This is a genomic window from Motilibacter peucedani, from assembly GCF_003634695.1.
GTDB lineage: Bacteria > Actinomycetota > Actinomycetes > Motilibacterales > Motilibacteraceae > Motilibacter > Motilibacter peucedani.
Genome location: NZ_RBWV01000012.1, coordinates 1 through 19407, shown reverse-complemented (window position 1 = coordinate 19407; position 19407 = coordinate 1). Strand labels below are relative to the sequence as shown.

The following is a 19407-nucleotide window of genomic DNA, read 5'->3' as shown; positions in this document are numbered from 1 at the left end:
GTCTCCTCGGGAGGGTGCGGGCGGGGCGGGTCGGTGCGGGCGTCACAGCAGCCGGCCCGACCAGATCAGCGAGGACGCGGCGACGAGGGCGAGCAGGCCGAGCCCGGCTCCGGCGAAGGCGGTGGAGACGTCCTTGCGCTCGGTGCGGGTCACCACCTGCGTGCCGATGTCGGAGTAGACCTGCGAGAGCCGGTCGGCGTCGGCGGCCCGGTAGGCGGTGCCGCCCGTGCCGTCGGCCACCTGCTGCAGCGCGCTGTAGTCGACCGGGGCCGTGACCTGCCGGCCGTCGAAGACCTTGCCCTCGCCGCTCTCGGTGCCGAGCGCGATCGTCGACACGGCCACCTGGGCGTCGGCGACGTCCTGGATGGCGGACTCGAGCGGGCTGCCGGTGGTGTTGCCGCCGTCGGAGAGCAGCACGAGGCGGGCGGCGGGCGGGCTGCCGTCGTCCTTCGTCGCCCCGGCGGAGGCGAGGTCGCGCAGCGCGGCGTCGAGCGAGAGCTCGAGCGCGTCGCCCATCGCCGTGCCGCCCTTCATCGTCAGGGTGTCGACGGCGGCCGCGACCTGCTCGTGGTCGGAGGTGGGCGCGGCGACCAGCGCCGCGGTGGCGTTGTAGCCGACCAGGCCCACGTCGATCGTCGAGGGCAGCTTGCGGATGAACTCCTTGGCCGTCTCCTTGGCCGCCGCGAAGCGGTTGGGGCTCACGTCGTCGACCTCCATCGAGGTCGAGGTGTCGAGCGCGATCATGACGACGGCGTGCTGGTGGCCGACCTTCGCCTCGACGCTGGGCCGCGCGAACCCGGTGGTCAGCACGAGCACCGCCACGCCGAAGACCGCCGCCAGCACGCGCCGTGGCCAGGCGGAGGCGCGAGGCGCGGCGGAGGCGCGCAGGGCGGGCACCGCGTACGCGTCGGTGCCGCGCCGCCGGCGCGCGGCCAGCACGGCGGCCGCGACCACGAGCGCGACGAGCCCGAGCAGCGCCCAGAGCCGGCCGGGCGCCTCGAGCGAGAAGGAGGAGGGCACGGGACCACTCTGCGGCACGAGGCTGACAGCCCGCTGGTCAGATCCTGTGTAGTTCCTGGGAGCGGGCGCGTGGCATGCTCCGGAGCCATGAGCAGCGCCGCATGAGGTACGTCTTCGGCGCCGTCGGCGTCGCGGCGGCAGCGCTCGCCGTGGTGCAGGCCTGGTCGGCCGTCACGGGGCGCGACCTGCTCGGGGGCGACCGTCCGCGCCGTCCCGTGGTCGTGCGCCGGCAGGCGGCCCTGGCGGTCGTCGTGCTCGCGTGGCTCGCCTGGTTCGCCCTCTCGCTCGCGGTGGGCTGACGACGCCGACGGACAACGATGCCTGTCGTTGTTGAGAAAACCGCACGCTCGGGGATTGACCGGCGCCGACGAGGGCAGAAGCCTCCCAGGAACCTCAGGGAGGAGGCGCCCGTGTCGACGACCCTGGAAGGCAGCGCGGTCCACTCCGCGACCCGTCCGGACGTGGTCCGGCGGGATTCGCTGGGCAGCAGGGGCCGGGTCATCGACCTGCGGCGCCCGGCGAGCAGCGTGCCCGCGCCCGGGCACCACTCCGTCACCGTCGTCCGCGAGCAGGAGAGCCGCACCAAGCGCCTGCGCGTCGCCCTCGGCCGCGACGCCGAGAGCCCGCTCATGTGGCAGCGCGTGGCCGAGGCGGTCCTCGCCGCCCGGCCCGGCGACGTCGTGCTCGTCGACGTCGGCGAGCTGCCCGAGCTGGGCGCCGACCTCGTCGAGTTCCTCCGCTACGCCGACTACGTGCTGGCCCGCCGGGGCGGCACCTTCGTGATCGAGCCCGCCACGTCGGGCGTCTTCACGCACCTGCGCTTCGGCGCCTGACGCTCGCTACGCCTCCTCGGCGTAGGAGGCCGCGTTCCGCCCGAGCGCCTTCGCGCGGTACATCTGGCTGTCCGCGAGGTCGAGCAGGGCGGCGACCTCGGCCTCAGCGGTGATCCGGGCGAGCCCGATGCTCACCGTCACCCCCACGTCGACGGTGCCCTCGCGCACCGGCTGGGCCACAGCAGTGCGGATCCGCTCGGCGAGCGCGAGCGCGTCCTGCTGCGAGACGTCCTCGGCGACCACGACGAACTCGTCGCCGCCGAGCCGGGCCACCACGTCGCTGTCGCGCACCTCTCCCGCGATGCGCCGCGCGACCGCCACGAGCACCAGGTCGCCGGTCGAGTGGCCGTAGGTGTCGTTGACCGCCTTGAAGCCGTCGAGGTCGCAGAACAGCACCGCACCGGTGCGTCCGGTGCGCCGGGCGCGGTCGACGGCCTTGACGAGCCGGCGCTCGATCGTGTCGCGGTTGGGCAGCCCGGTGAGCGGGTCCTGGCGGGCGCGCCGGCGGAGGTCGATCTCGACCCGGCGCCGCTCGGTGACGTCCTCGACCTGGTCGAGCGCTCGGACCGAGTGCGCCGTGGCGGCGACGACCGCCGTGGTCACCTCGACCCAGGTGTCGTCGCCGCCCGGGCGCGCGATGCGCAGCTCCCTGCGCTCCAGGGGGCGGGCGTCGGGGTCGGCCCGCACCAGCTCGAAGAGCCGGCGGCGCACGGCGAGCTCCTGCTCCAGGTCGTCGGGGTGCACCAGCTCGAGGGCGACGCCCGACTGCAGCTCGTCGACGCTGCGCCCGAGCAGGCTGGCGAGACGCGCGTTGACGCGCTCGTAGACCGCCGAGCCGTCGTCGGTGAGCACCAGCATCCCCATGCCGACCCCGGCGCCGTCGAAGGCGAGCCGGAACGACTCCTCCTGCTCGCGCAGCTGCTCCTCGTTGCGGCGCAGCTGCTCGATGAGCCGGGCGTTCTCGATCGCGATGCCCGCCTGGGTCGAGAAGATCTCGAGCAGCTCGCGCTGCAGCGGCCCGGGACGCCGCCGGTCGCGCGGCAGGTCGACCGAGAGCATGCCGATCAGCGTGCCGTCAGCGGCGTAGAGGGGCGAGAACAGCGCGTCCATCGGGTGCCAGGCGGTCGGGTCGACCGAGACCTCGATGTCGGGCACCCAGCCGGTCAGCTGGTCCGGCGGCAGCGCGTCGTGCGGCACGAAGCGCAGGTTGCCCCACGCCTCGGCGACGGAGAACTCGGTGTCGTAGGTGTCGCGGTCGTGGCGCGAGCCCAGCAGCGCCTCGCGCGCCTGCTCGGAGCCCGAGACGGCCACCGTCTCGAAGCTGCCGTCCTCGTCGACCACGTTGAGCACCGCGATCTCGAAGCCGACGCCCTCGACGACGCCGTCGCACACCGTCTGCAGCGCGTCGGCCAGCGTGCGCGCCTCGCTCATGGCGCGCACGACGCCGTAGAGGCTGCGCAGCGCGGCGATCGGCAGCTCGTGCCGGCTCGGCGACGAGCCGTCGCGCGCCTCGAGGCTGCTCACGCGCGGAAGACTACCCGTGACGGACGAAACGGGGGCTTCCCACCGATGCCGGGCAGGCGTACAACAGCGGGCATGGGCCTCCGCGCGGCCTTGGCCGTCACCGCCACCCTCGCCCTCTGCGCCGTCGGCGCCGCCACCCCTGCTGGCGCCGCACCTGCCTCGCGCCCCTCGGGCCCCTACGTCAACCCCGTGCTGCACGGGGTGGCGGACACCTTCGCCGACCCCTCGGTGATCAGGGGCAAGGACGGCTGGTGGTACGCCTACGGCACCTCCGACCCGCTGCGCGAGGGCGAGGGGACCCCGCACTGGCTGCCGATCGTGCGGTCGAAGGACCTGGTGCGCTGGACCCACGTCGGCGACGCCTTCACCGCCACCACCCTGCCGTCGTGGGCGGACACGGCCCCGGGGCTCGGGCTGTGGGCGCCGGACATCCGCTACGTCGACGGCGAGTACCGCCTCTACTACGTCGTCACCCAGACGACCGTCAGCCCCGACCGCGACGACAACGCCATCGGCATGGCCACCGCGCCGACACCGGCCGGGCCGTGGACCGACTCCGGGGCACCGGTCGTGGCGCCGCGGGGCAACGGCGGGCCGGGCAACTACCTCTGGACGTTCGACCCCGACGTGGTCACCGACGCCGACGGCAGCCAGCACATCGTCTACGGCTCCTACTACGGCGGCCTCTGGACCGCGCCGCTCGACCCCTCGGGCCGGCGCACGACCGGGCCGGCGACCCAGATCGCCATCGACAACAAGTTCGAGGGCGCCTACCTCGTGCACCGCTCCGGCTGGTGGTACCTGTTCGCCTCCACCGCCAACTGCTGCGCCGGGCCGACCACCGGCTACAGCGTCCAGGTGGGGCGCTCGCGCAGCATCACCGGCCCCTTCGTCGACGCGCAGGGCATCTCGCTGATGGCCTCCCGCACGGGCGGCACGCCGGTGCTGCGCCAGAACGGCAACCGCTGGATCGGCACGGGGCACAACGCGCTGCTCACCGACCTCACCGGTCAGGACTGGATCGTCTACCACGCCATCGACCGCGGCGACCCGTGGCTCGACGAGCCGGGCGGCATCAACCAGCGGCCGATGCTCATGGACCGGCTCGACTGGGTCGGCGGCTGGCCGGTCGTCGACGGGGGCGCTGGGCCGAGCGACTCGAGGGAGCGGCCACCGGTCGTCGTGGGCAACGGGTCGACCGACGTCAGCACCGGGTTCTCGAGGTGGCGCGGCAGCGCCGGGTGGCAGGTGCGCTCGGAGCGCGACTCCGGTGCGTACGCGGTGGCGCCGGCCCCCGCGTCACTGCTGTTCCCCACGGGCAGCGCCCGGGCGCGCGTCGAGGCCGACGTGCGCGGCACCGCGACCACCGCGCTCACGGTGCGGGCCGAGCGCGGCGGCTGGGCCGTGTCTGCGCGGCTGGTGCCCTCGACGTCCCGCCTGGAGCTGGTCGCCGGCGGACGCAGGACCTCCGTCGCCCTCCCGGCCGGCTTCGCGGTGGAGGCGTGGCACTCGGTGGTGCTGCAGGTGAAGGGCACCACGGCGTACGCAGACGTGAGCAGTGCCCGCCTCGGCGACCCGGTCGCGACGCTGACCCTGCCCGCCGCTGCGCCGACTGGCTCCGGCTGGTACTCCGGCGGCGTCGTCGGCACGGCCGGCTCGACGGTCGACAACATCAGCGCCCTGCCGATCCCGTCGCGACCGCTCGAGCTCGAGCCGCCCCTGCGGCTCGGCAGGCTCGACGCCTCGCGCAGCGACGAGTTCACCGGCTCCGCGATCGACCCCTCGTGGACGCAGGAGGGCGGGCCGGTGCCCGCCACGGTCAGCGGCGGCTCGCTGGTGTGGCCGACCGAGGCCGGCGACCTCGTCGGTCCTGGCGACGGCGGCACCTCGCTGCTCCTGCGCGACGTGCCCGGCGCCCGGTGGGTCGTCGAGACCAAGCTCACCAACGACTTCGGGGTCGACACCGTCCGCAACTTCCAGCAGGGCGGCCTGGTGGTCTACGCAGGTCCGGACGAGTTCGTGCGCCTGTCGAACGTCGCGATCTTCAACACCCGGCAGGTCGAGTTCGGGCAGGAGCGCTCGTTCGCCGGGCTGCTGTCGTGGGGCGGCAGCATCGTCGGCCCGCCCGGGGCGACGACCTGGCTGCGCATCGCGTCGCGGGCGTCGGGCTCCGAGCGGCTGCTGACGGCGTACAGCAGCAACGACGGAGCGACGTGGGTGCGCGGCGCCACCTGGACGCTGCCGCTCGCGGACCCCGTACGCGTCGGCCTGCTCTCGCAGTCCGGCGCCGGTGGGCTGGTGAGCTTCGACTGGTTCTGCGTCTACCGCTGAGTCAGGCTTGGAGCCCCCGGCCCACGATGAGCGGGTCAGGGGTGCCGACGACGGAGGCGTCCTTGCCGTCGTAGTCGAAGCGGTCGAGCACGTGGCGCATCGCCTCGAGCCGAGCGCGCTTCTTGTCGTTGCTCTTGACGACGATCCAGGGCGCGTCGTCGGTGTCGGTGTGGAGGAACATCGCCTCCTTGGCCTCGGTGTAGTCGTCCCACTTGTCGAGCGAGGCGAGGTCCATCGGGGAGAGCTTCCACTGGCGCACCGGGTCGACCTGCCGGATGAGGAAGCGGGTGCGCTGCTCGGCCTGCGACACCGAGAACCAGAACTTGACCAGGTGGATGCCCGAGCGCACGAGCATGCGCTCGAGCTCGGGAGCCTGGCGCATGAACTCGGCGTACTCCGCCGGCGTGCAGAAGCCCATGACGCGCTCGACGCCGGCGCGGGTGTACCAGCTGCGGTCGAACAGCACGATCTCGCCGGCGGCCGGCAGGTGGGCGATGTAGCGCTGGAAGTACCACTGCGTGCTCTCGCGCTCGCTCGGCTTCTCCAGCGCCACGACCTGCGAGCCGCGCGGGTTGAGGTGCTCTGTGAACCGCTTGATCGTGCCGCCCTTGCCCGCGGCGTCGCGGCCCTCGAAGGCGATGACCAGCTTCTCGCCGCTCGCCTTGACCCACTTCTGCAGCTTGAGCAGCTCGATCTGGAGCAGCCGCTTCTCGCGCTCGTAGTCCTTGCGCGGGAGCCGCTCGTCGTAGGGGTATCCCTCGCGCCAGGTGTCGACCGGCTCGCCGTCGGCACGCAGCAGCACCGGGTCGTCGTCATCGTCGTCGTCGACGCGCAGGCCGTGCAGGGCCGGGTCGAGCGCGAGCTGCGTCATGCCGAGATGCTTCCCCGTCGGGCGTGCCCGGCCACCTGTCGGCGGGTCACTTGCCGAGGATCGTCCACAGGCCGAGCGCGATCCCGCCGACCACGACGGCGAAGCAGAGCACCGCGACGGCGAGGCCGAGCGGCGTGCCCTTGCGGCCCGCGGAGCCCTCGACGAGCTGGCCCTCGTAGGCCGAGAGGCCGACCAGCCCGACGGAGAAGACCGCCACGAGGCCGGCGCCGATGAGGACGCTGGCCAGCAGCACCTGGCCGAGCGCGCTGAAGTCGATGTAGTCGCTCACGATGCCGCCCTCAGACCTTCGCCAGCGCGCGCTGGGGCGCGGCGGGAGCCGCGGGCTTCCGGGCCTCCCAGTCGTCGTTCACGTTCGTGTGGTCGACCGGGCTGCGGCGCGAGGCGAGGAAGAACGCCGCCGCGCAGGCGGCGAGCACGAGCGCCATCACGACGACGCCCGCGGTTCCGCCGATGAGGTGCGCACCGGCGTACGCGACGCCTCCGACGACCGCTGCCGCCGGCAGCGTCAGCACCCAGCCGAGCGCCATGCGCCCGGCGAGGCTCCAGCGCACCTGCGCGGCGCGCTTGCCGACGCCCGAGCCGAGGATCGAGCCGGAGACCACGTGCGTGGTCGAGAGCGGGTAGCCGAAGTGCGAGGAGGCGAGGATCACCGAGGCCGAGGATGCCTCGGCGGCGAAGCCCTGCGGGGTCTCGATCTCGACCAGGCCCTTGCCCAGCGTGCGGATGACGCGCCAGCCGCCGAGGTAGGTGCCGACGCTGATGGCGACCGCGCAGGAGGCGATGACCCACATCGGGGTGTCGGCGCCCTTGCCCAGGTCGTGGTTGGCGACCAGCGCGAGCGTGATGATGCCCATCGTCTTCTGCGCGTCGTTGGTGCCGTGCGCGAGCGAGACGAGCGAGGCGGAGCCGATCTGCGCGACGCGGAAGCCGCGCGTGCGGATCCCGTCGTTGACGCGGCGGGTGATGAGGTAGGCGGCGAACGTCCCGATCGCGGCAACCAAGCCCGCGGCGAACGGCGCCAGCAGCGCGGGGATGATCACCGACTTGAGGATGCCCTTGCCGAGCACCGCGTCGGCGCCGGCCGCGATGAACGTCGCGCCGACGACGCCTCCGATGAGGGCGTGCGAGGAGCTCGACGGCAGGCCGAGGTACCAGGTCAGCAGGTTCCACAGGATCGCGCCCGCCAGGCCGGCGAACACGATCGGCAGCGTGACCACGTCCTGGTCGACGATGCCCTTGGCGATCGTCGCGGCGACGGTCAGCGACAGGAACGCTCCGACGAAGTTGAGGACGCCCGCGAGCGCCACCGCCACCTTCGGCTTGAGCGCGCCGGTCGCGATCGAGGTGGCCATCGCGTTGGCGGTGTCGTGGAAGCCGTTGGTGAAGTCGAACCCCAACGCCGTGACCACCACGGTGGCCAGCAGCAGCGTGTCCGCGTCCATCGTTCCTCTGTCTCTCTGGGGCAGGTGTCGGGGCCAACCTCCCCCGCCGCAGCCCGCCAGGACAGCCCTGGCGCCACTCGTTCACCGACTGTTCATCAACCGAGCCGGGCGTTCCCGGACGAGTGGCGCGTGTCGGTTCGGGGTAGCGACTCCACGGGCGTGATCGCGATGGGTGATCATGCTGTCTCCGGTCCCTGACAGAAGGAGTCCTCATGGCCCTCGATGACGACAGCATCACCAGCGACAGCGGCGCCGAAGGTCCCGCGGACGGCGGCGCGTCCGGCGTCCCCGGCCAGCAGGACGGTGGCGCTGACGGCGGCGCCGACAGCGGTGCCGAGGGTCCCGCCGACGGCGGCGCGTCCGGCCAGCCGGGCCAGCACGACGGCGGCGCCGACGGCGGGGCTGACGGTGGCGCGGACGGCGGTGCCGACGGTGGTGCCGACGGCGGCGCTGACGGCGGCGCCTGAGCCCGTCGCATGACGCTGGTGGACGACGCTGAGCGCCGGGTGGGGTCCGACCCCCACCCGGCGCTGCAGCGCGTGCTGCCGCTCGACGTGGACTCCTTCGCCGAGGACTACTGGGGCCGGCAGGCGCTGCTGGCCCGCGCCGCCTCGCTGCCCGGCGGAGTGGGCGGCTTCAGCGACCTGCTGAGCCTCGACGCGGTCGACGAGCTGCTCTCCGAGCGCGGCCTGCGCACCCCCTTCATCCGGGTGGCGAAGGACGGGCAGGTCATCGACCCTTCGCGCTGGACCGGCTCCGGCGGCGCGGGCGCCGAGATCGCCGACCAGGTGCGCGACGACGCCCTGCTCGGCCTGTTCGCCGACGGCGCCTCGATCGTGCTGCAGGGTCTCCACCGCAACCACCCGCCGCTCGTCGCGTTCGCCAGCGCGCTGGCCGCCGAGCTCGGCCACCCGGTGCAGGTCAACGCCTACGTCACGCCGCCGCAGTCGCGCGGCTTCGACGCCCACTACGACGTGCACGACGTCTTCGTGCTCCAGGTCGCCGGCGAGAAGCGCTGGCGCATCTCGCGGCCCGTGCTCGAGTCGCCCCTGCGCTCGCAGGTGTGGACCGACCGGCGGGCCGCTGTGGCCGAGCGCGCCGCCGAGGAGCCCTTCCTCGACGAGGTGCTGCGCCCGGGCGACGCGCTCTACCTCCCCCGCGGCTGGCTCCACGCCGCCGAGGCGCTGGGCGACGTCTCCGCCCACATCACCGTCGGCATCCACACGGTGACGCGGTACGCGGTGGCCGAGGCCCTGACGGCGCTGGCCGCGCGCTCCCCCGAGCTGCGCCGATCCCTGCCGCTCGGCGTCGACGTCGCCGACCCAGCCGCCGTGCAGGAAGAGGTCGCCGCGACGCTCGAGGCGCTCGCGGCCGCCGTCCGCGAGGTGCCTGCCGCTGACGTCGCCGAGCGGCTGCGCCGCAGCGTCTGGCCGAAGAGCCGGCCGGCGCCGATCGCTCCGCTCGCCCAGGCGGCCGCGGCGCGGTCGGCTACGGGCACCACAGCCGTACGTCTGCGCGACGCCCTCCGCGCGCAGCTGCGGCCGGCCGGTGACTCGGTCCAGCTCGTGCTGCCCGGTCGGTCGCTGACGTTGCCGGCGGACACCGCGGCGGCTGTCGACGCGCTGCTGAGCGGGGAGACGTTCCTCGCCGCTGAGCTGCCCGGGCTGGACGAGGCCGACGGGGTGGTGCTGGTGCGTCGGCTGCTGCGCGAAGGAGTGGTCGTCCCGGCCGAGGGCTGACCCGATCGGGTGGTCTATTGCGTAGTCGGGCATGCACCAAGCGTGAGCGGGGATCCCTCCACTCGACCGGCGCATCAGTGCGGCACTTCGACGACCGAGGGATATGCCATGGGGGCAACGACTCTTGAGAAGACCAGCCGTCCGGCCACGGAGCTCTGCATGCAGCTCCTGGCCGCCGGGATCCCGCTGTCGCTGATCTGCGACCTGACCGATGTCGACGGGCCGAGCTCGCGCGACATCCTCGAGCACGAGGGGCGCCCCGAGCTCGCTTGGTGGGCCGCTGGCTAGGGCCTGGCCGGGCGGGCCCACGGACCCTGGTAATGTTCTGCCCGCGCGCCGCTAGCTCAACTGGCAGAGCAGCGGACTCTTAATCCGCGGGTTGGGGGTTCGATTCCCTCGCGGCGCACCCGTTGACCTGCGGCGATGTCCTTCTGGGCATCGCCGCAGGTTTGTTTCGGTGCCCGGTCCGCTCAGGCGCGTCCACGCCGCTAGCGTCTAGCCATGATCGACCTGAGCAGGGCAACCACCGAGCTGGTCTTCGGCGGTTCTCGTCATGACCCTCCGCCGAACAGCTCCCGGGAGCTGCTCGCCGACGGCTTGGTGCACGCCGACTTCGACGACCCGGACTGGGTCTACCTCGTGCAGGTCACGCAGGTGCCACGGGTCCGGCTGTCGGTGCCGGAGTCGGTCGTCGGCCATGTCGAAGGCGCCGACGTCTACCTCGTCACAGCCTCTGTCGCGAACCACCTGACGCTGGAGCTCATCGGTCGGGAGCCAGCTGGTGAGCCGATCCTCAGCGAGTACGTCGCTGCCTCCGCCACATGGCACGAGACGTTCTCGAGGGACGACCCCGTCGACCCTCCGAGGTGGCCGGCGGAGCGTCTCACCGAGGTGAGCATGACGGTGACCGACGACCGGGGCACGGCCTACCGCTTGGGCTCCGCGCAGGCTGGTGGCGAAGACGCCCCCTGGCGCTACATCGCGCGCTTCCGGCCGCCGACCCCGCCAGACGCGCGAACGCTGCACCTCCACTTCGAGTCCCCCGACGGCTCCAGCTGCACGGTCGACCTGCCCGCCTCCACCTCTGAACCAGGCGCAAGACGCTGAAACGTCGCACGGCGATTTCGGACGCCTGAGCCGGCGCGACCGCCTAGACCAGTCAGCGTTTTCCGCTCTTGCCGATGGTCGGATGACGACCGCACGCCCCGCGCACAGCCGGCGGGAAGCTCCAGACGTAGTGACATGCTCGGCCGATGCGCCCGCCGAATCAGCTCGTCCTCTTCTGCGCAGGGATCCTCGTTGCGCTGCTCGTCTCGTATGTGTCTGATGCCGTCGGTTGGCCTACTTGGGTGCGTGCTGTCCTCTTCGGCGGTGTCGTCGGCGCCACAGCGATGGCGGTCATTCGCCGGCGCTCCGACCACCGGCCGCACTAGTTCCGATCAGGCAGCCTAACCACGCTCTGGCTAGGCAGGCGCCGCCGACTTCGCGGTCCTGCCGAGAAGCGCAAAGCGGCATTGGTTGCAAGGGATGCCGCGGTCCGGAAGGTCATGCAGAGCGGAGTTCAAGCCCGGAGCCGAACGTTCCATCTCGAGGCCTGGCTGGTGACCCTCAGATCTTGTGCCATATGAAGTGCCTAAGCGGGCATTTTCACCCGTGGGCTTACGGGACAGCGGCCCGAGCGCCATCTCCAAGGTGCGTCAGCAACGGCGAGTGGTCCGGCGAGCACTCCTCGGCTGCCTGTCCGGCGAGTCTTGCCAGCGAGCCGCTTGGGGGGCATCCTTCAGCATGGGCATGGGGGCACGGTCACGAGCCATCTGCTTTGCCTTCGCAAGTGTGGCTGCCGCCACGACGCTTCCCGTGCCGGTCACGGCGCTGACGTCAAGCGCGCACCAGTCGACTGGTGTCGACCCGGCCAGGGAGTGGACTGGCACCATAACATTCAGCGGCGGTGCTGAAGTCGATGGCGCTGAGGCCCCAGGCAGTCACAGCACTGTCACTGAGGATCTGATGATGAGCGCAGCCCTGACACAGCAGAACAGCGGTGACGGCGCCGTGATAACCAAGATCCAAGTCCTGTCCGCCAGCGGTCATCAAAGCAAAACCGTCACATTTCCTTGCGCATCTCCCGAAGGCGCGGCGGAGACGGCGACCGCTTCAGCCACTGCAAGTCGGACGCCTACTCCTCCAGACGACAGCCAGCATTGGCAGGATCCTCCAGACGGCAGCGGCGGCCTCTCATACGATTGGATCCTGGGGCCGTCACAACTCCCAGTAGACCTGCACTTCGTGGGGGCTGGTTGCGACCAGCCGGACGCATGGGACGAGGGTAGCGCCATCACCTCGTGCGACTTGCTGCACATGCAGGGATCGTACAAACCGGCAGCGGACGTCATTGCAGGCTCCGCGGATCTTCACTACGGCGTAGACGCTTCCTGCCACGGCCATATAGCGTGGAGCTTCCGACCCTCATGCAGTCCCGCTCATGTCTTTGTCACTCTGCCCGCAATCGACATTTCTTACCACGACGCACTGAAATTGCTACGCGTTCGCTACGACCCGTTGCCGTTGGACTTCGCACCCGTGCAGCCGGCCCCTGACGCCACCTGTTCTTATAGCGGATCCGGAACACTAAATGTGCGTATCGGCATCGGCCCCTCGGTGATGCAGTTGTTCGAGGTGCTCATCCAAAGCAAGGCCACTGCCCACCTCGACATACTGAGACAGAATCCGGGGGCGCCGGACTGTCGGTGGCCCAATCCTGAGAACTCCACGAAGGTAGTCAGCAATTGCGTGGTCGGCGGATCAGGGGACTTGTATCTCCGTTGGCACACCGATGGATTCCATGAGATCTGGCACGCGGGCACCCAGTTCGGAGCCGAACTCTACAACTCGGGCCCCTTTACCTACTGCTACCGCGTGCACTCCGTCGACAAGCCATCAGACTTCATTCCGTTGGCCGAGTCGGACATTCACGTCACACTCACCCAACATCTCGGGTGGATCAGGCCGTTCTACGCCATACAGGAGCCGCCAAACCAGTTGCTGGTGAAGGACAAGCACGGCCATGGAACCGGCGCAACAAAGCGGGGTTCGTCAAGCGCGATTCCTTACTCCGTGTACCGTCGCGGGCGACGGGGCTGGTCCGGAGTCCTGCTCTTTGGGCCTCAGAACGCGGCTTACCGCGTGATCGTGACCGGCCCAGGAGGCTCACCGTACACGTTGGCTGTTGATGCCGTCGTTGCTCGGACTCGGGTGCCGGTAGTAGCGAAGCACTTCTTCAGGGGAGGACTTCCCCGGTCGGGAACCGTAATCTTCTGCGCCTGGAGTACCGCTCGGGTCTCGCGGTTGCCGTCGCATACGGCGTGCGGAACGAAGTAACTTCGCGCCTCCCTTCGCAGGGTGCGCGCTTATCCCTTGTCCTCCGCTATGCCTGTCGCGGTTGTCGCGCGCTATCACCTAGACATAGACGTTTGACGCAGGCGTCCGCAAGGGCGGTGAGGTCCTTCGTGTTCACCGGACACTACGCGCCCGCCCGCCCGTGGGAGAAAGGAGGCCGCATCTCGTCACGTAGGCAGCGACCCACAGCGCGGCCGTGACCGGCACCGTCCAAGCGGTGCGCCGCACCTCGTGCCGAAGCTACCGGAGCGCGCCCGGCAGGATGCTCAAGGAAAGGTCGTGGTTGCTGCGTAACGTCCAGCCCCGACCCGGGCCCGTCCCTGTCGCGGCGCTGCATAGTCATGCACCGCCACCCCTAGCGAACCATCATCCGGTCTTGCCGCGGTCATGGTGCGTAGCCCTGACCGCTCCTGCCGATGAGCGACCATGCGCCGAGAGGCAAGCTTCGTTTGCGTCGACACCGGCGAGGCGATGATCAAACTCATGATCGAGGGTCTTTCACAGGCGGCGGACAGTAGCCACGGAGGCGGAGGCGGGAGGCCGCTCTGGCTGGTGCTGCTAGCTGTCGCGTTCCTGGTCGTATCCTTCGTAGTCACGCTCGTCCGGAGCAGAAGGAAGTGAGCCATCTGGGTATCACTGTCGGGATCATCTTCCTCTTAGTTGGAGGCACTCTCGTGGTCAAGGCTGCGCCGATAGCGCGCGCTAATGACACGAAGGGTCCCGCCTGGTTACGCAACTACGGCTACCAGGCTTACGAGGGACGGACCAGTCCCTGGATGATGCGCATCATCGGCGCAGGATTCATCTGTTTCGGCGTCGCCTTCTTCTTCGCAAGTTGAGCAACGTCCTCACATGGCCCTGCGAGGAGCGCACCACCCGCAGGACTGAGCAGCGGCACTCGTGCCTCGCCGCCAGTGTCCGCTCTTGCCGCGCTCCGCGCGCCGGCGACGTCCGCCCCTGCCGAAGGTCGGACGATCGAGGGACTGCGTGGGAGGCTCACGCCAACGGCTGCGCAGGCCCACACGCGGGTAGGTGCAGTTCCGAGCAGCTCATGCGGAAGGATGATTACATGAAGCGACGAGGGTACAGCGGGCCTGAATTGGACAATCTGCAGAAGGTGGTTGGCCCGAGCCATCCGATCAGACTCGTCGCGCACGTCAGTAGAGGTCCCTGGTATGGCTTCAACGGAGTACAGGCGTTGATTCTCACTGACGAGGACTTGTACCGAGTCCAAGCCAGCGCGTTCGCGCTCAGGCGAGACCGGGTTTTAGAGCGGTTCCCGCGCGCAAGCCTTAGTGACGTGCGGTGGCGCGAACGCAGCGAGAAGGCAGGACGCATCTCTTTCGCTTTCGCCGGCAAAGCGAAGTCCTATGCGTCGAAGTGGGCTGAAGCGTCGGAAATGGCACAACTCCTCCAGGGCTGATGCTGGCGTCGGTGATCCTTCGGATCAGGCGAACCCTCGATCTCACGGTCATGCCGCGGAGCGCGTCACTGGCCGCCGAGCTCACGGTTGCGCTGCTCGACCCTGCTGAGCCGTGCGGCTTGTTGTCGCTGCTGCTGGCGGTCCCACTCATCGGGAGCTGGCATCCCCCACACGTGCCCGCAGTTGCCGCAGTGCAGCTCGCGGGGTCCTCGAGCGGCGGTGATCCCGAGCAGGGTGGACGCTCTTTGTACGCCGCGGCGATGAGGGCGCGTCTCATCCGTGTGACCGCAGTTGGGGCAACGCCAGTAGTCGCTCTCGTCCGCCACTCAACCATCATCGGGCTCGTCTGGTCCAACGTCCGCTCTTGCCTGCGGGCTCAGGCGGCTAACGCAACACCTCGTCCAGTGCTTCGGATGGTGTCCGAAAGCCGAGCGTCTGTCGAGGGCGGGTGTTGAGCTTGTCGGCGATGGCGTCGAAGTCGGCTTGGGTCAGTGTGCGGAAGTTCAGCGTTCTTGGGAGGTACTGGCGAAGCAGTCCGTTGGTGTTCTCGTTGCTGCCGCGCTGCCACGGCGATTTCGGGTCGCAGAAGTAGACCTGGACACCTGTCGCGACGGTGAACCTTGCGTGCAGGCTCATCTCGTTGCCCTGATCCCACGTCAGCGTTTTCGCCAGCGCCGCGGGCAGGGTCTGGATCTTGGCGGCGAGGGCGTCGACGACGAGCTCGGACTTGTGTCCCTCGGGCAGCGCGACGAGCATCACGAACCGGGTCGAGCGCTCGACCAGTGTCGCGACCGGGCTCATCCCGCGCCCAAAGACCAGGTCGCCTTCCCAGTGCCCGGGGACCGCGCGGTCCTCGACCTCTGCGGGCCGGTCACTGATCGTCAGCTCATGCAGCCGGTTCCCGCGACCATCAGGCAGGCGCTTGCCGGCCGGTCGGCGCATCGCCCGCCGGGTGCGCAGGTGCTGGGTCAGTTCCTTCTTCAGCGCGCCGCGGGACTGCACGAACAGTGAGCGGTTGATCGTCTCGTGCGACACCCGCATCTCCGGCTCGTCGGGGAACTGGCGGACCAGCCACCCGGCAACCTGCTCCGGGGAGAAGTCCTCCCGCAGTCTGTCCTGCACGACCGCCCGCAGCCGCGGATGGGCCGCCAGCTTGCACTGCTTAGGCCGGCACGCCGCCGCCCACGCCGCGGCGTCCGCGTCCAACGCGCGATCCGCGTCTCGGCCGCCTGCGCGCTCGACCTCGCGGCTCACCGTCGACGGGGCACGACCGAGCCCGGTGGCGATCGCCCGCAACGACAGCCCAGCAGCCAGACCGCGGGAGATCTCCTCCCGCTCGCCCAGACTCAGCCGCAACGGTGGGCGCGTGCGCGGCCTGGGCCGGATCCCTCCGCAGCGCTTGAGCAGATCACGCACCGTCGTTGGATGCCGCCGCATCTCCCGCGACAGCACCTTCACCGCCTGCCCCGAACGCCACCGCGACCACACCTCATCAACCTCAGCCGGCGTCAACGCTGTCCGCACCGCCACAACCACCACCCCTTCCTCGGCAGAGCCGATGATCAAGGAGTGTTGCGACGACCGCTAGAGACCGCCCCGCTATCGGTGCGGGCTTGACTAGGACGGCCAGGGCGGCCCCTGCCAACCAAGCTGCTCAAGCAGCGCCTCGAGGCCCCTCTGGAGAGCAGATGAGATGGCCTCATCCTCGAGCATCAGCGGCCAGGGACTCACGTGAGAGAGCTCGTAGACGTCAGGCGGGCCGTCAGGATCTCGGCCCAACTCCACCCGCACGGTCACGACTGTGGGCTGGTCGCTGCTCGTCTCGTCGTCCAGGGACATGCCGGTGAGACTTGCACGGAACGTCCGCTCTTGCCGCCGAGCTCGCGGGCGAGCGACCATGCCGCTCCGAGAGCAGGCGCACTGCTTCCTGCGGCACCGAAGCTCAGGAAGGTGAGGGCGGGCACAGTCGATTCCTCCCTAGTTGCAGGTAATCGAGTCAGCGCCGCCTACCCGCCCACCAAGCCCGAAGCTTCTCGCTCCTCGATGGCAACGGCTTGTAGTCGAGCTCGCTGCGGAGGACGCCTCGGGTCGCCCAGATACGCTCAGACTCCTCCAGACTCAGCCAATCGACAGCCCAGTCAGTAGCCAGATCAGTCGCGTATTCGGCAGTTGGCGCCCATAGTTCGTCGGCCACCATGCCGCTTGCATCGTTATCAAAATCGAATGCGAAGAACATCACCGCATCGCCCGACTGGCGGGTTGCGTAGATCCACCAGCCTTTCCATCGACCTTCTTGAACTTTGCCGAAGCGCTCAATCTGAAGCACGTCGCCCGCCGCCTAGAGTCGTCAGCCCGTCAATCGCTGTCACACTCTCTCAGGGCCAACACGACCAGCGTCGGGGCGCGCATAAAGCGCCGAGGCCAGTCCCTAGCTCCGAGCGCTCACCGCTCATGCCGCCGACGGAGCGCGTGGCGATGACCGCTCGTGCCGACGAGCGCGCCGGGACGGACGTGCGGTTGGCGCCGCGACGCCGGGGAAGTGATCTTGTGTGCGGACCTACTGGACCACGGGCGCGTTCGCAGTCCTCGCCCTCATCGGCCTCTACCTGTCCTTGCGCTTGACTGGAGCCGATGGAGCCGCTCGGCTCGTCCCCGTGCTTGCGGCTGCCGTCCCTGTGACTCTCGCTCTCCTCGCCGCACGACGGAGCGGCTCCCAGCGGTAGGCCCGCGTGTCCCCCGACCATGCCGAAGTGCGAAAGAGTTAGACGGGTATGAGGGGACCGTCCGTATCACTGGAGAGAACCGATGCCGCGACAAGATCAGCGGTCAACTTGGCGCCGCATGACGTCGATGGAGCGGGCCGCTTTCCTCGGCGCGATCCTCATAGGGTTGGCGGGTCTTGTGCTCGCGCTGCTTGGTCATGTCGCGGGAGGAGGCCTCCTTGGGTCCGCTGGGGTAGTCATCGCGTTGATCAACTTCCGGGTCTTGATGAGGTGACAGGAGGAGCTCGCCGCGAACTGTCACCGTCCCGCTCTAGCCGAGGGCTCGAGTTGCGGTGCCGCTTGAGGCGCGGCGGTCGCGTCGCCGCGATCAAGTAGCGGCAAGCCTCCACACATGCCACGGTCGGAGTGCGAGGCGCACGGCGAATACCTCATGGTCGTGCCGATGTGCACGAGGTGGGCTGAACACTGGTGCCTAGAGGCCCTGCCGGCGGCTCCACTCGCGACTGGCCGGCCTTAGGACCACCGGGACGACGATGGCGACCAGCACAGCGAGCGCGACGTACGCCAAAGGACTGTCGTCGATGCCTGCAGCGCCGAGCAGCAGCCCAAGTACTACCGCCGCCGCGAGCGCGCTTAGACAGCGCCGCTGACCTCCAGGCGACTGCCACGCCAAGCGCAACAGTTCGCTAGCTGGGGGTTTCTTGCGCTTCGCCACAACTACACCTCCTGCGTCACGTGCATGCCCGCCAGACGCTCGCTCATACCGCGAGGCGCGCTGTGTTGCCCATCATGCATGGCGGCCTGCAACAAGAGCGGCCCACTTGCGTGCCTCGTCCTCAGCCCGGGTCGTACGGCTTGAACTTGAGAACGTACTCACGGACGGACTGCCCATTGAACGGCATGTCCGGCCCGTAGCGCTCATACGCCCACCAGGCCATTACGCGCTCGGCGCCGAGCTCCTCGGCTTCAAAGTGAGCCTCAACTCGACGCCCGTGCCGCTCGGCTCCCATGGCACCGCATACGCACGCGCTCCCGGGTTCCTCTCCCGGCCAGCCAGAACAGAAGCGGTCAACTATCCGTCGCACCTGTTCGGCGTCCATGTGAGCGACGACTGCACGTACCTCCGCCTCGCTCTTGTCGAGACCGAGGCCGGTTAGGGAAGGGGGCAGATCGAGGACCCGAGCCTTCGTCAACACGTCGCCCTCGCACCCAGGCCGTCCGTTGCATGCACCCGACGGGTATCCCCGGACCGAGACGGCTCGCCGCAGCCCCAGAGTCGCGGTAAGCAATCGGCCCAGATGCACGGACATGCCGCGCCGACCGATCTGTTGGGTACGCAATCGGAACCAGGCACTGTCTCGACGTGGTCAGTGGGATGCACCGCCTGGCCTCAGGCGTGGAACCATCGGGCATGACTCGCCGTCCGACTGGCGTGAAGGTGTCGCTCGCTGCTCTCGTCGTCCTGCCGGTGCTCTCAGCGTGCTCTTCTACGCAGACGCCGCAGCCGACCTCGACCCCGACCAATCGTGAGACGTCTCGAAGCGCCGGGCAGGTGGGCGTCAGTTCGCTGGATCCGGATGCGATCACGAAGGCCGAGGCGGTGGCCCGCCAGACGATCGCAGAGCAAGGAGCTTCGGTCTCGAGCGCCACCGCCATAGAGCGTTCGGGCAGTGTGGAGCACTCGAACACGGGTCACCCGTGCACTTCGGGCCGCGAACTACAGATCAAACTTATCGGACGTTTCCCCCTTACCGTCACCACGGGTCACCCGGCTCCTTCGGGCAGCCTCCCGCCGGACGCGATGGTGCGAGCCATGGTCATCACCGCCGATGCGCAGTCGGGGCTGCCGTGCCTCGTCAGTGTCCAGACCGGCGGGAACGGCGAGCCCAGGCCCCTGGCGGGTAGCACGGTGCTGTCCGTGGGATAGCCCGGCCGAGCGCCCGCTCATGGCTCCCTTCTGTGTCAAGGGTGCCGTTGGGACTCACGCGAAGAGCGCTTGGACGGGAGGGGCGGCGGGGTCTGGTCGGGTGTCGATCGCGGGCGTAGCGTCGGGCGTGGTGGGTCCGGGAAGTGACTTGTCCGAA

At 69.8% G+C, this 19407-nt stretch carries 15 protein-coding genes and 1 tRNA gene; 9 read left to right on the top strand and 7 right to left on the bottom strand.

All coding sequences use genetic code 11. The annotated features are described in order from the left end of the window. Positions 1-42: 42 nt before the first annotated feature. The gene (locus CLV35_RS11035) at positions 43-1020 is read right to left on the bottom strand and encodes a VWA domain-containing protein (protein ID WP_121193563.1); all 978 of its coding nucleotides are present in this window, start codon (positions 1018-1020) and stop codon (positions 43-45) included. A gap of 101 nt (positions 1021-1121) precedes the next feature. Here CLV35_RS11035 and CLV35_RS11030 point away from each other — a divergent pair, with 101 nt between their 5' ends. After that, on the top strand, positions 1122-1319 hold the full coding sequence (locus CLV35_RS11030; protein ID WP_121193562.1) for a hypothetical protein: 198 nt from the start codon (positions 1122-1124) through the stop codon (positions 1317-1319). 111 nt (positions 1320-1430) lie between these two features. Beyond that, the gene (locus tag CLV35_RS11025; RefSeq protein WP_121193561.1) at positions 1431-1853 is read left to right on the top strand and encodes a hypothetical protein; all 423 of its coding nucleotides are present in this window, start codon (positions 1431-1433) and stop codon (positions 1851-1853) included. Between the two features lie 6 nt (positions 1854-1859). Here CLV35_RS11025 and CLV35_RS11020 read toward each other — a convergent pair whose 3' ends face one another. Further along, positions 1860-3377, bottom strand: coding sequence for a diguanylate cyclase (locus tag CLV35_RS11020; protein ID WP_121193560.1), 1518 nt, complete (start codon positions 3375-3377; stop codon positions 1860-1862). Between the two features lie 72 nt (positions 3378-3449). Here CLV35_RS11020 and CLV35_RS11015 point away from each other — a divergent pair, with 72 nt between their 5' ends. Then, positions 3450-5708 carry a family 43 glycosylhydrolase gene (locus CLV35_RS11015; RefSeq protein WP_121193559.1) on the top strand — a complete coding sequence of 753 codons (2259 nt, stop codon included), beginning with the start codon at positions 3450-3452 and terminating at the stop codon, positions 5706-5708. Between the two features lies 1 nt (position 5709). Here CLV35_RS11015 and ppk2 read toward each other — a convergent pair whose 3' ends face one another. The 3 genes from ppk2 to CLV35_RS11000 are packed head-to-tail and all read right to left on the bottom strand — an operon-like array spanning position 5710 to position 8042. Next, positions 5710-6579, bottom strand: a complete 870-nt coding sequence (ppk2, locus tag CLV35_RS11010) for a polyphosphate kinase 2 (protein ID WP_121193558.1) — start codon at positions 6577-6579, stop codon at positions 5710-5712. 46 nt (positions 6580-6625) lie between these two features. Further along, positions 6626-6868, bottom strand: a complete 243-nt coding sequence (locus CLV35_RS11005) for a hypothetical protein (RefSeq protein WP_121193557.1) — start codon at positions 6866-6868, stop codon at positions 6626-6628. Positions 6869-6878: 10 nt separating this feature from the next. Further along, positions 6879-8042, bottom strand: a complete 1164-nt coding sequence (locus CLV35_RS11000) for an inorganic phosphate transporter (protein WP_121193556.1) — start codon at positions 8040-8042, stop codon at positions 6879-6881. 212 nt (positions 8043-8254) lie between these two features. Between CLV35_RS11000 and CLV35_RS10995 the strand changes: the two genes are divergently transcribed. From CLV35_RS10995 to CLV35_RS10975, 5 genes are all read left to right on the top strand, one after another. Continuing rightward, positions 8255-8509 carry a BatC protein gene (locus CLV35_RS10995; protein ID WP_121193555.1) on the top strand — a complete coding sequence of 85 codons (255 nt, stop codon included), beginning with the start codon at positions 8255-8257 and terminating at the stop codon, positions 8507-8509. A gap of 9 nt (positions 8510-8518) precedes the next feature. After that, positions 8519-9781, top strand: a complete 1263-nt coding sequence (locus CLV35_RS10990; protein WP_121193554.1) for a cupin domain-containing protein — start codon at positions 8519-8521, stop codon at positions 9779-9781. Between the two features lie 159 nt (positions 9782-9940). After that, positions 9941-10069, top strand: a complete 129-nt coding sequence (locus CLV35_RS20795; RefSeq protein WP_269203911.1) for a hypothetical protein — start codon at positions 9941-9943, stop codon at positions 10067-10069. Positions 10070-10114: 45 nt separating this feature from the next. Further along, positions 10115-10187 (top strand) — tRNA-Lys (locus tag CLV35_RS10980). 95 nt (positions 10188-10282) lie between these two features. After that, positions 10283-10888: a hypothetical protein gene (locus CLV35_RS10975; RefSeq protein WP_121193552.1), complete on the top strand. Its 606-nt coding sequence runs from the start codon at positions 10283-10285 to the stop codon at positions 10886-10888. Between the two features lie 4096 nt (positions 10889-14984). On the opposite strand, the gene CLV35_RS10960 is transcribed toward CLV35_RS10975, so the two are convergent. Both CLV35_RS10960 and CLV35_RS10950 read right to left on the bottom strand, forming a co-directional pair. Beyond that, the gene (locus CLV35_RS10960; protein ID WP_121193549.1) at positions 14985-16136 is read right to left on the bottom strand and encodes an IS30 family transposase; all 1152 of its coding nucleotides are present in this window, start codon (positions 16134-16136) and stop codon (positions 14985-14987) included. 460 nt (positions 16137-16596) lie between these two features. Then, on the bottom strand, positions 16597-16926 hold the full coding sequence (locus tag CLV35_RS10950; protein ID WP_147431942.1) for a hypothetical protein: 330 nt from the start codon (positions 16924-16926) through the stop codon (positions 16597-16599). 1829 nt (positions 16927-18755) lie between these two features. Here CLV35_RS10950 and CLV35_RS20060 point away from each other — a divergent pair. Next, positions 18756-19250: a hypothetical protein gene (locus tag CLV35_RS20060; RefSeq protein WP_183061924.1), complete on the top strand. Its 495-nt coding sequence runs from the start codon at positions 18756-18758 to the stop codon at positions 19248-19250. Positions 19251-19407: the final 157 nt, after the last annotated feature.

What these genes read in the sequence shown, in the direction of transcription:
- CLV35_RS11030 (WP_121193562.1), top strand. Translation starts at nt 1,122, where the DNA reads ATGAGGTACGTCTTCGGCGCCGTCGGCGTCGCGGCGGCAGCGCTCGCC.
- CLV35_RS11015 (WP_121193559.1), top strand. Translation starts at nt 3,450, where the DNA reads ATGGGCCTCCGCGCGGCCTTGGCCGTCACCGCCACCCTCGCCCTCTGC.
- ppk2 (WP_121193558.1), bottom strand. Translation starts at nt 6,579, where the DNA reads ATGACGCAGCTCGCGCTCGACCCGGCCCTGCACGGCCTGCGCGTCGAC.
- CLV35_RS11000 (WP_121193556.1), bottom strand. Translation starts at nt 8,042, where the DNA reads ATGGACGCGGACACGCTGCTGCTGGCCACCGTGGTGGTCACGGCGTTG.
- CLV35_RS10995 (WP_121193555.1), top strand. Translation starts at nt 8,255, where the DNA reads ATGGCCCTCGATGACGACAGCATCACCAGCGACAGCGGCGCCGAAGGT.
- CLV35_RS10990 (WP_121193554.1), top strand. Translation starts at nt 8,519, where the DNA reads ATGACGCTGGTGGACGACGCTGAGCGCCGGGTGGGGTCCGACCCCCAC.
- CLV35_RS20795 (WP_269203911.1), top strand. Translation starts at nt 9,941, where the DNA reads ATGCAGCTCCTGGCCGCCGGGATCCCGCTGTCGCTGATCTGCGACCTG.
- CLV35_RS10975 (WP_121193552.1), top strand. Translation starts at nt 10,283, where the DNA reads ATGATCGACCTGAGCAGGGCAACCACCGAGCTGGTCTTCGGCGGTTCT.